The organism is Vibrio sp. QJM3NY_35 (assembly GCF_057785915.1).
Genome location: NZ_CM173507.1, coordinates 929,959 through 942,508 on the forward strand (window position 1 = coordinate 929,959; position 12,550 = coordinate 942,508).

The window sequence follows — 12,550 nt, forward strand, 5'->3', positions numbered from 1 at the left end:
ACACTTTTTAGCTATTTGGTAACTTTAGCTAAGTGAACAGATAAACCATAGTCGAGTTGTTGCTTGCTTAACTATGTGATAAATATAGCAAATAGCCTGACTCGTGTTGTACGTCTCAGGCTGTTTTAGTATTTGAGGCAAATTTTTGACATGCACGTATCTAACGAACCAGAAAATCAATCACACCTAGATTCTGTTGAACAGCAGGTTGAGCGCTATAAGCAAGTACTCGACGTGATGCCAGCAGGGGTCATCTTGTTAGATACACATGGCGAAGTGAGAGAGGCGAACCCTGAAGCGCACCGTATTCTTGGTGTTGAGTTGGTTGGCGAGAAGTGGTTTTCAGTGATTCAAAGTGCCTTCGACCCAAAAGACGATGACGGTCATGAGATCTCATTGAAGAACGGGCGCAAAGTACGTTTGGCGATTTCAGCCTCTACCACGGGTCAGCTGATTTTGATTACCGATTTGACCGAGACCCGACTATTGCAGTCTCGCGTAAGTGATCTTCAGCGTCTGTCTTCATTGGGCAGAATGGTGGCCTCGCTTGCCCATCAGGTTCGTACGCCACTTTCAAGTGCGATGCTGTATGCATCAAACCTTGCCGCGCCAAATCTGCCGCCGGCAACAAAAACACGTTTTCAATCTAAGCTTATGGATAGATTGCATGACTTAGAGAAGCAAGTGAACGACATGCTGTTGTTTGCCAAAGGTGGTGACAACAAAGTCGTTAAGCCATTTACTGTGGCTGAATTGATCACCGAATTTCACCCTATGGTGGAAGCGGCATTGAAAACTAACCAGATTGATTATTGCCAAGAAGTTGAGGGCGAACAGACTCAAATGTTCGGCAACGCCAATGCTATCGCCTCAGCGTTAAGCAACCTAGTGTTGAATGCGGTTCAAATTGCGGGCAAGGAATCGCAGATTGATGTGTTTTTTAGGCCCGTAAACGGCGAGCTTAAGATATCAGTGCAAGACAGTGGCCCCGGCGTACCGAAAGAGCTTCAAGGTAAAATTATGGAACCCTTCTTTACCACTCGTTCGCAAGGTACAGGTCTGGGCTTAGCGGTTGTACAAATGGTCTGTCGAGCACATGAAGGCCGACTGGAATTGATATCAGAAGAAGGCGACGGCGCATGCTTTACCATGTGTCTACCGCTTGAAAGAAGTGCTTCTTCTGAAGACTAATAAGTTTTAACTGAATTTACACTGGAGAATCCTATGGCTCAAAGCAAAGTGTTAATTGTCGAAGATGATGAAGGCCTACGTGAAGCCCTTGTCGACACGCTCGCGCTTGCTGGCTATGAATGGCTGGAAGCGGATTGTGCGGAAGATGCTCTGGTCAAATTAAAATCGAACTCCGTTGATATTGTCGTATCTGACGTGCAGATGGCGGGCATGGGCGGTTTGGCGCTACTGAGAAACATCAAGCAGCATTGGCCAAACTTACCTGTGCTGTTGATGACAGCTTACGCCAACATTGAAGACGCCGTTGCAGCAATGAAAGAGGGCGCGATCGATTACATGGCGAAGCCATTTGCGCCTGAAGTATTGTTAAACATGGTGAGCCGCTACGCTCCCGTAAAATCTGACGACAATGGTGATGCCATCGTTGCCGATGAGAAAAGTATTAAGCTAATGATGCTGGCTGATAAAGTTGCGAAAACTGATGCCAACGTCATGGTGTTAGGCCCAAGTGGTTCTGGTAAAGAGGTGATGTCTCGCTACATTCACAATGCTTCTAGCCGAAAAGATGGCCCGTTTGTCGCAATTAACTGCGCGGCGATCCCAGACAACATGTTAGAAGCGACCCTGTTTGGTTATGAAAAAGGCGCATTTACTGGCGCTATTCAAGCTTGCCCGGGGAAATTCGAGCAAGCGCAGGGCGGTACGATTCTGTTGGATGAGATCAGTGAGATGGATCTTAGCCTACAAGCCAAACTACTGCGTGTTTTGCAAGAGCGCGAAGTTGAGCGATTAGGTAGTCGTAAGAGCATCAAATTGGATGTTCGTGTATTAGCGACCAGTAACCGTGACCTTAAACAGTATGTTTCTGAAGGGAATTTCCGTGAGGATTTATACTACCGTTTGAATGTATTCCCAATTTCTTGGCCACCACTGTGTGAGCGAAAAGGTGATATTGAGCCTTTAGCCAAGCACTTAGTTGAGCGTCATTGCACCAAACTTGGTATGCCTGTACCGGTTATGTCAGCGCAAGCGATCAGCAAACTCGTCAATTATCCGTGGCCGGGCAATGTTCGCGAATTAGACAATGTGGTACAGCGTGCGTTAATATTGAGCGAACAAGAGAACATCTCTGGTGAGCACATTCTTCTTGAAGGTGTCGATTGGCAAGACGCAAGCAGCCTACAACAAATCGTCGAAGGCACTGACGTAGCTGCGCCAGAAATCAAGCCGATTGCCGAAGCAAATCCAATCAATAAAATCGCGGCTAGCAGCGAAGGGTTAGGTAATGAGCTTAGAGATCAAGAGCATGCGATCATTCTTGAAACCCTGATTGCATGTAATGGCCGACGCAAAGATATGGCTGAAAAACTGGGCATTAGCCCTCGTACACTGCGTTACAAGTTGGCTAAAATGCGCGATGCTGGAATAGATATCCCAAACTGAGGATAGATTAGTAGTGTCAGCTTTCTGACTAGTGTAATACGATATCTAGTCAATTAAATGTGTGGCACGCTAATTGCTATGTCAATAATATAGCTAAATAGATGGTCATAATTTTGACTCCTGAGGTAGTAGATGAGAATAGATGGTTTACAAGGCGAAATGCAGGCGATGATGGTCGAAGCTGCCAGCGCGCGTCCCGCAGCAACGGGGCAAGCGGTCGGTGCAGATTTTGGTAACATGCTGACTAATGCCATCAATAATGTGAACTCATTACAAAAGACCTCAGGTGATCTTCAAGCTCGTTTTGATAGTGGCGACCAAAGCGTATCCCTATCGGACGTGATGATTGCTCGTAATAAATCTAGTGTGGCTTTTGAGGCGACGATCCAAATTAGAAATAAATTGGTCGAATCGTACAAAGAGCTGATGAATATGCCGGTATAAGTTAGGTAGTTAAATAGTGGCAGATAATAGTCAAACAACAGATTTAACCGTAAGCGATAGCAACGACCATGCACTTATTGCAGGCTCTGAGCTAGACGGAGAAGGGCAAAATCCCGATTTAGGTGAACGCAGTTCATCGAAGTTCGATATGGCTGTCGGTGATCTTGATTTACTTCGTCAGGTCGTGTTAGTCCTTTCTATCTCTATCTGTGTAGCGCTGATTGTGATGCTGTTTTTCTGGGTAAAAGAGCCAGAAATGCGTCCATTAGGGGCTTACGAAACAGAAGAATTGATCCCCGTTCTTGATTACTTAGATCTGCAAAAGATCGATTACACGCTTGAAGGCAATACCATCTCAGTACCGGCGAGTGAGTACAACTCATTAAAGCTTAATATGGTACGAGCGGGTTTGAATCAAGAGCGAAACGCGGGTGATGACATCCTCATGCAAGACATGGGTTTTGGTGTATCACAACGTTTAGAACAAGAACGCCTTAAATTAAGCCGCGAAAGACAACTTGCCAAAGCCATTGAGCAGATGAAACAGGTGCGTAAAGCTCAGGTTTTATTGGCCTTGCCGAAGCAGAGTGTTTTTGTACGTCATAATCAAGAAGCCTCTGCTTCTGTATTCCTAACTCTAAAAACAGGTACTAACCTCAAACAGCAAGAAGTTGATTCTGTTGTGGATATGGTGGCAAGTGCCGTTCCGGGAATGAAAACCTCACGTATTACGGTGACCGATCAGCATGGCCGATTGTTGAGCTCAGGCTCTCAAGACCCTATGTCAGCGGCGCGTCGTAAAGAACACGAGTTAGAGCGCAATCAAGAACAAGCGCTGCGTGAAAAAATTGACTCCATCCTGATTCCTATTCTTGGGTTTGGTAACTACACCGCTCAGGTTGATATCCAGCTCGATTTCAGTGCTGTGGAGCAAACCAGAAAACGTTTTGATCCGAATACACCGGCGACTCGAAGTGAATACACCTTAGAAGATTACAACAATGGAAATACGGTGGCGGGTATTCCGGGTGCGTTGAGTAACCAGCCTCCCGTTGATGCCTCAATCCCGCAAGATGTGGCTCAGATGAAAGACGGCGCGATGACAGGTCAAGGCTCTGTTCACAAAGAAGCGACTCGAAACTTTGAGCTAGACACCACCATCAGTCATGAACGTAAACAGAGCGGCACGGTTAATCGTCAGACGGTTTCTGTTGCGATCAAAGACCGCCAATCCTTGAACCCAGATACGGGTGAAGTGGTTCATACGCCAATCCCGGCGAGCGAAATCAATGCGATTCGCCAAGTACTGATTGGTACGGTGGGCTTTGATGAAACTCGTGGTGATTTGCTCAACGTATTAAGCATGCAGTTTGCACCTCAAGTAACAGATGTTGTTGCTGATGTGCCAATCTGGGAGCATCCAAACTTCAATGATTGGGTTCGTTGGTTTGCAAGTGCCTTGGTTATCATTGTGGTGGTGTTAGTACTTGTTCGCCCTGCAATGAAGAAACTGCTTAACCCAGCAGCAGACAACGATGAACAGATGTACGGACCTGATGGCATGCCAATTGGTGCCGACGGCGAAACCAGCTTAATTGGTGGTGATATTGAAGGTGGTGAGCTGTTTGAATTTGGTTCAAGTATCGACTTACCAAACCTTCATAAAGACGAGGACGTGCTGAAAGCAGTACGTGCACTTGTAGCGAATGAACCAGAGCTAGCAGCTCAAGTAGTTAAGAATTGGATGGTAGATGGCTAACGAAATAGTTCCACAACAAACTGAAGGCGGTGAAGTGCTTGATGTCTCTAGCGTGGATATCGGCTCTATCTCAGGCGATGAGCGCGCTGCGATCTTGTTGCTCAGTTTAAATGAAGAAGATGCTGCTGGTATTATTCGTCACCTAGAGCCAAAGCAGGTTCAGCGTGTGGGTAGTGCGATGGCGCGAGCTACAGACCTATCCCAAGAAAAAGTAGGCGCTGTGCACCGTGCTTTCTTAGATGATATTCAGAAGTACACCAACATTGGTATGGGCAGCGAAGACTTCATGCGTAATGCGTTAGTTGCTGCTCTGGGTGAAGACAAGGCGAATAACCTTGTTGACCAAATCCTTCTCGGCACAGGTTCGAAAGGTTTGGATTCGCTTAAGTGGATGGATCCTCGTCAGGTGGCGAGCATTATCATCAACGAGCACCCTCAAATTCAAACCATTGTGTTGTCTTACCTCGATGCCGATCAATCGGCTGAGATCCTGTCTCAGTTCCCAGAGCGAGTTCGTCTGGATCTGATGATGCGTATTGCCAACCTTGAAGAAGTTCAACCTTCGGCGCTTGCTGAATTGAACGAAATCATGGAGAAACAGTTCGCGGGTCAAGCGGGTGCTCAAGCAGCCAAAATTGGTGGCCTGAAAGCCGCGGCTGAGATCATGAACTACATGGACAACAATGTAGAAGGCGTCTTGATGGATCAAATCCGTGACCAAGACGAAGACATGGCAACGCAGATTCAAGATCTGATGTTTGTCTTTGAAAACCTTATTGAAGTTGATGACCAAGGTGTTCAACGACTACTACGTGATGTTCCACAAGATATTCTACAGAAAGCACTTAAAGGTGCAGATGAAGGTCTACGTGAGAAGATCTTCAAGAACATGTCTAAACGTGCTGCCGATATGATGAGAGACGATATTGAGGCGATGCCGCCAGTCAAAGTCTCTGATGTTGAAGCGGCTCAGAAAGAGATTTTGGGTATCGCGAGGAAGATGGCAGACACTGGCGAAATTATGCTGTCTGGTGGCGCCGACGAGTTCCTTTAATACAGAAATCTCAAAAGCCCCACACTGTTGGGGCTTTTCTTTATCCAATCTCGAACCACAGATTAACTCAGTTTAACTGCTTGAATTCACTATACAGTTAAGCCACTCATAGATAGGTACTTGATATGTCAGGTGATAGAAAACGCGGCTTCCTTCGCCCTGAAGAAGATAATACGGTTGCCCAACCTCAGAAATGGGGGCTGCCTGACTACACCTCTGACGTGAGCAAGCAAGCCAAAGAAACTGCTTTTAACTACGACCCTAGTTGGATGCCAACGGTTGAAGAAGCCATTGAAGATGAAGAGCTGGTTCTGACTGAAGAGCAAATCGAGCTGATTAAACAAGGCGCTTATCAGGAAGGGCTGCATCAAGGTCAAGAGGCGGGCTTTAAGCAAGGCTATGAAAAAGGCAAAGAAGAAGGTTTTGCCGCAGGTCACGAAGAAGGCAACGAAGCCGGCAAGCTTGAAGGTGTAACCGCGGGTCAAGAATACATTCAACAACAAGTGGCCGTTTTCATGGGGCTGGCAAACCAGTTCGCTCAACCATTAGAGTTGATGAACGCTCAGGTGGAGAAGCAATTGGTCGACATGGTGCTTACCATGGTCAAAGAAGTGGTTCATGTTGAAGTACAAACCAACCCACAAATCATATTAGATACCGTTAAAGAATCGGTAGAGTCGTTGCCGATCTCTGGTCACGCAATCACATTGAAACTCAATCCGGAAGATGTGGCGATCATTCGCTCTGCGTATGGCGAGACTGAATTGGACTGCCGTAATTGGACGCTGGTCGCAGAGCCTGCACTCAACCGTGGTGATGTACAAATTGAAGCGGGTGAGTCGAGCGTTAACTACCGCATGGAAGATCGTGTAAAGAACGTCATTCAAAACTTCTGCGGCGCAAATCGTCACCAAGGTCATGAGTAATGCTTGAGTTAGCGAATCGTCTCAGTCAGTACAAAGTCGAGGGGCTAAAATCGCGACCAATTGCCTCTGGTAAATTAGTACGCGTTGTTGGCTTAACGCTTGAAGCGACCGGCTGTAAAGCGCCAATCGGCAGTTTGTGTTTAGTCGAAACCATGTCTGGTCAGATGGAAGCCGAAGTCGTCGGTTTCTCTGGCGATAACCTATTTTTGATGCCGAGTGAGCAAATCACTGGGATCTTACCGGGCGCTCGCGTCACACCAATGACCACCGAAAGTGGTATCCCTGTTGGAATGGAACTGCTCGGTCGAGTGATCGACGGCGTCGGTAATCCACTCGACGGATTAGGTCCAATCTATACCGAGCAACGCGCTTCCTTTAATGCGGAACCAATCAACCCGTTAGCACGTAAACCGATTTCTGAGCCACTCGATGTCGGCTTGAAGGCCATTAATGGTTTGCTAACCGTGGGCAAAGGGCAACGTATAGGCCTGTTCGCTGGTTCTGGTGTGGGTAAGTCGGTCACGCTGGGGATGATGACTCGAGGCACAACCGCGCAAGTGGTGGTAGTCGGTCTAATTGGTGAGCGTGGACGAGAAGTAAAAGAGTTTATTGAAGAGATTCTTGGTGAAGATGGCCGTAAGCGCTCGGTTGTTGTTGCCGCTCCTGCCGACTCATCACCATTGATGCGCTTAAAAGGCTGTCAAACCGCGTTGGCTGTCGCCGAGTACTTCCGCGACCAAGGCTTAGATGTTCTGCTACTCATGGATTCATTGACCCGTTTTGCTCAAGCTCAGCGTGAAATTGCTCTGTCTGTGGGTGAGCCGCCAGCAACCAAGGGCTATCCGCCATCAGTCTTCGCTAAGCTTCCTGCGCTGGTGGAACGAGCAGGTAACGGCAATGATGAACAAGGTTCTATCACGGCTTTCTTTACCGTGTTAACCGAAGGCGATGACTTACAAGATCCGATTGCGGATGCGTCGCGAGCAATTCTCGATGGTCACGTTGTGCTATCTCGTGAGATGGCCGATGCCGGTCACTACCCAGCGATTGACGTTGAGAAATCCGTCAGTCGTGTTATGCCGCAAATCACCACTGAAGAACATGTCTTGATGTCGAAAGCGGTAAGGCAAGTGCTGTCTATCTGCCGTAAAAACCAAGATTTGGTGTCGATTGGTGCTTACAAGCCAGGAACGGATCCAGCAATCGATAGTGCCTTCACGTTGAAACCAAAACTGGATGAGTACTTGCAGCAGAAGATGAAAGAAACTGTCCCATATGACATGTGTGTCAACATGTTGAAACATGTATTGGGTGGCTAACGGGTGAATAAGGTTAGTCATGGATAACGCATTAGAATTTTTGCTCGATCAAGCCAAAGATCAAGAGAACCAAGCGGTACTTGCGCTCAACAAAGCGAACTCTGAGCTGCAAGGTTACTATGAGCAAGTTGCGCAGATTGAAAAGTATCGACTGGATTACTGTCAGCAGCTCGTTGACCGCGGCAAGGCTGGTTTAACGGCGAGCCAATATGGTCACTTGAACCGCTTCTTAACTCAGTTGGATGAGACATTATCCAAACAGAGAGAAGCCGAGCACCACTTTAAAAATCAAGTCGACAACTGCCAAAGCTACTGGATGGAGTTACGCAAAAAACGTAAATCCTACGAGTGGTTGATGGAGAAAAAGCAGAAAGAGAAAGCAAAGCGGCAAGATCAAAGAGAACAAAAGCAGATGGATGAGTTCTCGACTCTGTTATACAGCCGAAAGAAGATGTGATCCTAAGCCACGAATGACGTAAGCGTTGTTCTCGATATTGTGAGAACTGAACTTATAGGCATGTTTCTTGCTCCGCTTTATATAAAATTGCGCGTTATGCCCACCAAAGGCATGAAAAGCATCCGACTTTCTTTTTGTTGCCTGATTCATGGCAGCAAAGCTAGTAGATAGAGCTTGTATATATGAATGTTAGTCTTTCCTCAAATTCAGCGACCAACAAAACGTCATCGTTGTTGGACACCGGTTCTGCCTCTTCCAAGGTAGAAGAAACCGGCGACTCTAAAGGTTTCTTTGAGTCCTTTAAAGAAGCGCTTGGCTTTGAAGAAAGTGGCAGTAAAGCAGCAAAAGATACAGAAAGCACCGCGAAATCTGATACTAAACAGGCATCTACCGAAGGTGAAGCGTCAGCCGAAACGAACAAAGGTGATTCAGCTGAATCAAAGGCTACTGACGAAGTGAGCGAAGCGCAAAGCAAGCAAGCAGCTTCAGAAGTAGAAAGCGAGAAAGCTTCTGATAAAACATCAGCAGAGGCTGCGTCTGGATCTGAGGCTAAGCTCAAAGCCAATTCGGGCACTGATAGCACTGTTGCAGATAAGACTGTCGCAGATAAGGCAGATGGTAAAGATGCGCAGGCTACAACTAACGAATCTAAAGTACATATTGCTCAATCCCAAACTCAGGGTCCATCAGCTGTAGATGGTGCTACGCAGGCATCGCAAGCCAATGCAGCGATGAGTGAAGGCAATAAATTGCTTGGTCAATTGGATGAGGCAAACAAAACTCTAAATCAAGCGCCAAACGGCAAGAGCTTGCCTCAGCAAGGTCAGGTAGACCAAGGTAATGTAACTGGTGCTTCTGTTGTAGGAGTTTCCGTTACGGATAAGGCGACACAACAAGCTAAGGCTGCAAATCAGGAGAAGAGCCTTGAAGTCGATTCTGAAATCGCTGTACTTACCGGAGGTAAGGGTGTTTCTCAGCTAACTGATGCTGAAATTCGACAGTTGATGGATAAAGGCGTCACTCCAGAACAAATTGAAGCCAGTATGAGCCGAGAGCTGAGCCAAAAGAATGCAGCTAGTGCGGTTGCTGCCGAGCAGAGCCAAGCATTGTCAGCCGTGGATATTGAACTGGCAAAGCAAGTAGATGCCCATACCAAAGCGCTAAACCAATTGAATGGACAAATCGAATCAGAGCAGTCTGTTGTCGATAGCTTGCTTGAGAAGCAACAAAGTGGCGCTAAGTTGACGGTTGATGAGCAAGCCGCTTTGGCTAAAGCGACCTCTAACCTAGACCTGTTGAATCAACAACTCACTAACGTTCAACAACAAGCAACGGCTTTGTTAAGTCAAGTTCCGGCTGTGAACAGCGCGTCCGGTGACCCCGCTGCTATTGATTGGGATAATACGGATTCAAGCGAAACTAAAGCTTTAGCTGCGGTAGCATCAACAGCAGCTGTAGCGACGGCGGCACAACAAGTGACAGCGCAGGCCGCTTCTCAATCAGCAAACAATGCTCTTACGGATAAGGCGGCAATGCTGCACGCCAATAATGCACATACAGCCCAACAGGCAGCTGCTCAACAAGCTAATGTGGCTTCACCTCTGCAGCAAGCAACGTTGGATCCAGCTTTAACCGCGCAAGGAATGGCGATGAACGCAACGCCAGCTGCCACAAAAGCAGGTTCGACTGATACGCTTCTTAAAGCGGGCGCCGGTGCCGCAGCACTGTCTGGTTTGGGTAAAGCGGGAGCTAAAGAAGATTCTAAAGATTCGACCTTTGCTCAGCAGATCGCTTCTGCGGCTGGTGCACAAGGTGCAGCCGCGGTGGGTTCAGCACCTACGCGAGCTGAAATTCAAGCTGCTCAACAAGCGCCTTTACAACTCACCAAAGAGCTAGCTAATGAGCAAGTGGCTGAAAAAGTACAAATGATGATGTCTAAGAACCTTAAGAACTTGGACATTCGTCTCGACCCACCAGAACTGGGCCAAATGAAAATTCGCATGACCATGAATAATGACGTGGCAAACGTGCACTTTACGGTGAGTAATCAGCAAGCGAGAGATGTGATTGAACAAACCTTACCTCGCTTGAGAGAGATGCTTGCTCAGCAAGGTCTGCAGCTTGCCGATTCGTCTGTTCAACAACAGAACTCCGGTCAGGGACAAGATAGATACAACAATGGTGAGCAACAATCCGGCGCTAACCGCACAAATGATACGCAAGGTGATGAAAACCTTGATAGTGGCAGCAATCTTGAATTGAATGTCGCGTCAAAGCGTGATGGAATTAGTTATTATGCCTAATATCAGGCTAAGAACGCTTGGTTAATAGAAAAAACCAGTTAATAAAAAGAACCATCAGTTAATCGCAAGAACAGGAAGTTAGAGTAAGATATGGCCGAAGAACAAGATGCACCTAAAGGGAAGAGCAAGCTCCTTATAATTATTATTGCCGTAGTTGTGTTACTGCTTGGTATAGGTGGTGCGCTGTACTTTTTCTTAGGTTCTGACGATAGCGCCTCTGAATCTCAGTCTCAGCCAGCAACGGCTGTGGTCGCTGCAGAGCCGGTTATGTATGTTAATATTCCTCAGCCCTTCTTGTTTAATGTGACAGGTGACAAAAAAGATCGCCTAGTTCAGATAAAAGCACAGCTCATGGTACGTGGCAGTAAGAATGAAGACCTGGCTCGTTACCACTCTCCACTTGTAGAAAGTACGCTACTGGCCACGTTCGCTTCGGCAACGGTTGATCAATTGCGCTCACCAACAGGCCGCGTGGAACTGCGTAATAAGGCAACAGAAGATATTAAAGCAAGCCTGGCTCAAGCTGTTGGCCAGCCTGTGATTGAAAAAGTGTTATTCACTGACTTCGTAATTCAATAGGTAATTTGTGACCGATTTATTAAGCCAAGACGAAATTGATGCGCTGTTACATGGCGTTGATGATGTTGAAGAAGTTGAAGATGTCTTAGAAACCGAAAATGACAATGCGGTCAATTTCGACTTCTCATCTCAAGATCGAATCGTCCGTGGTCGAATGCCGACCCTTGAACTTATTAACGAGCGTTTCGCACGTCATATGCGTATCAGCTTGTTTAATATGTTACGTAAAACGGCTGAAGTGTCGATCAACGGCGTACAAATGATGAAGTTTGGTGAGTACCAAAACACATTGTATGTACCCACCAGTTTAAACATGGTTCGTTTCCGTCCACTGAAAGGTACGGCACTCATCACCATGGAAGCTCGTCTGGTTTTCATTCTCGTAGAGAACTTTTTTGGCGGTGATGGTCGTTTCCACGCCAAGATTGAAGGTCGTGAATTCACGCCTACTGAAAGACGAATCATTCAGTTACTGTTGAAAATTGTTTTTGAAGATTACAAAGAAGCATGGTCTCCGGTGATGGGGGTTGAGTTTGAATACTTGGATTCTGAAGTGAACCCAAGTATGGCGAACATTGTGAGCCCAACCGAAGTGATTGTTGTGAGTTCGTTCCACATTGAAGTGGATGGTGGTGGTGGTGACTTCCACGTTGTCATGCCTTATTCCATGGTTGAGCCGATCCGTGAACTGCTTGATGCGGGTGTTCAATCAGACAAGATGGAAACCGATGTTCGTTGGAGTACCGCACTGCGTGATGAAATCATGGACGTGCCTGTTAACTTCCGCGTCAACCTTCTAGAGCAAGACATCTCCCTGCGCGACTTAATGGAGCTGCGCCCTGGTGACGTTATCCCAATGAACATGCCTGAGCACGCAACGATGTTTGTCGAAGAACTGCCGACTTATCGTGTGAAAATGGGACGTTCTGGTGAGAAGCTTGCAGTACAGATTTCGGAAAAAATTCAAAGACCACATGTGGTTAAAACTGATCTCGCTTTTCTAGGTAAAGACTTAATGTCTGAACTCGAAAACAGCGATGATGACGAATAGAAAAATAGATAAAAGTATAGGAAT

General features: G+C 46.8%; 11 protein-coding genes. All 11 read left to right on the top strand.

The window, feature by feature from the left end:
* Positions 1-150: 150 nt before the first annotated feature.
* The 11 genes from AC3CH3_RS04250 (at position 151) to fliM (ending at position 12,526) form a co-directional block, all read left to right on the top strand.
* Positions 151-1,191: a sensor histidine kinase gene (locus AC3CH3_RS04250; protein ID WP_019820743.1), complete on the top strand. Its 1,041-nt coding sequence runs from the start codon at positions 151-153 to the stop codon at positions 1,189-1,191.
* 33 nt (positions 1,192-1,224) lie between these two features.
* Positions 1,225-2,634 carry a sigma-54-dependent transcriptional regulator gene (locus AC3CH3_RS04255; protein WP_019820742.1) on the top strand — a complete coding sequence of 470 codons (1,410 nt, stop codon included), beginning with the start codon at positions 1,225-1,227 and terminating at the stop codon, positions 2,632-2,634.
* 132 nt (positions 2,635-2,766) lie between these two features.
* Positions 2,767-3,078: a flagellar hook-basal body complex protein FliE gene (gene fliE / locus AC3CH3_RS04260; RefSeq protein WP_017060684.1), complete on the top strand. Its 312-nt coding sequence runs from the start codon at positions 2,767-2,769 to the stop codon at positions 3,076-3,078.
* A 16-nt stretch (positions 3,079-3,094) separates the two neighbouring features.
* Entirely contained in the window at positions 3,095-4,837 is a 1,743-nt protein-coding gene (gene fliF / locus AC3CH3_RS04265) for a flagellar basal-body MS-ring/collar protein FliF (RefSeq protein ID WP_019820741.1), read from the top strand.
* Positions 4,830-5,891, top strand: coding sequence for a flagellar motor switch protein FliG (gene fliG / locus AC3CH3_RS04270; protein WP_488537795.1), 1,062 nt, complete (start codon positions 4,830-4,832; stop codon positions 5,889-5,891). The genes fliF and fliG overlap by 8 nt, the downstream gene beginning before the upstream one ends.
* A 125-nt stretch (positions 5,892-6,016) precedes the next feature.
* Positions 6,017-6,817, top strand: coding sequence for a flagellar assembly protein FliH (gene fliH, locus AC3CH3_RS04275; protein ID WP_017060681.1), 801 nt, complete (start codon positions 6,017-6,019; stop codon positions 6,815-6,817).
* On the top strand, positions 6,817-8,136 hold the full coding sequence (gene fliI / locus AC3CH3_RS04280) for a flagellar protein export ATPase FliI (RefSeq protein ID WP_017060680.1): 1,320 nt from the start codon (positions 6,817-6,819) through the stop codon (positions 8,134-8,136). Before fliH ends, fliI begins: the two co-directional genes overlap by 1 nt.
* A gap of 19 nt (positions 8,137-8,155) precedes the next feature.
* Complete coding sequence (fliJ, locus tag AC3CH3_RS04285) at positions 8,156-8,593, top strand: flagellar export protein FliJ (RefSeq protein ID WP_488537796.1); 438 nt, start codon at positions 8,156-8,158, stop codon at positions 8,591-8,593.
* Positions 8,594-8,775: 182 nt separating this feature from the next.
* A complete protein-coding gene (locus tag AC3CH3_RS04290) occupies positions 8,776-10,896 on the top strand; it encodes a flagellar hook-length control protein FliK (protein WP_488537797.1) in 2,121 nt (706 codons plus the stop codon).
* Between the two features lie 90 nt (positions 10,897-10,986).
* A complete protein-coding gene (fliL, locus tag AC3CH3_RS04295; RefSeq protein WP_017060677.1) occupies positions 10,987-11,475 on the top strand; it encodes a flagellar basal body-associated protein FliL in 489 nt (162 codons plus the stop codon).
* Between the two features lie 7 nt (positions 11,476-11,482).
* A complete protein-coding gene (gene fliM, locus AC3CH3_RS04300; protein WP_017631770.1) occupies positions 11,483-12,526 on the top strand; it encodes a flagellar motor switch protein FliM in 1,044 nt (347 codons plus the stop codon).
* The last annotated feature ends 24 nt before the right edge of the window (positions 12,527-12,550 follow it).

Excerpts from the sequence above, each read along its gene's own strand:
- AC3CH3_RS04250 (WP_019820743.1), top strand. The coding sequence starts at position 151 with ATGCACGTATCTAACGAACCAGAAAATCAATCACACCTAGATTCTGTT.
- AC3CH3_RS04255 (WP_019820742.1), top strand. The coding sequence starts at position 1,225 with ATGGCTCAAAGCAAAGTGTTAATTGTCGAAGATGATGAAGGCCTACGT.
- fliE (WP_017060684.1), top strand. The coding sequence starts at position 2,767 with ATGAGAATAGATGGTTTACAAGGCGAAATGCAGGCGATGATGGTCGAA.
- fliG (WP_488537795.1), top strand. The coding sequence starts at position 4,830 with ATGGCTAACGAAATAGTTCCACAACAAACTGAAGGCGGTGAAGTGCTT.
- fliH (WP_017060681.1), top strand. The coding sequence starts at position 6,017 with ATGTCAGGTGATAGAAAACGCGGCTTCCTTCGCCCTGAAGAAGATAAT.
- fliI (WP_017060680.1), top strand. The coding sequence starts at position 6,817 with ATGCTTGAGTTAGCGAATCGTCTCAGTCAGTACAAAGTCGAGGGGCTA.
- fliJ (WP_488537796.1), top strand. The coding sequence starts at position 8,156 with ATGGATAACGCATTAGAATTTTTGCTCGATCAAGCCAAAGATCAAGAG.
- AC3CH3_RS04290 (WP_488537797.1), top strand. The coding sequence starts at position 8,776 with ATGAATGTTAGTCTTTCCTCAAATTCAGCGACCAACAAAACGTCATCG.
- fliL (WP_017060677.1), top strand. The coding sequence starts at position 10,987 with ATGGCCGAAGAACAAGATGCACCTAAAGGGAAGAGCAAGCTCCTTATA.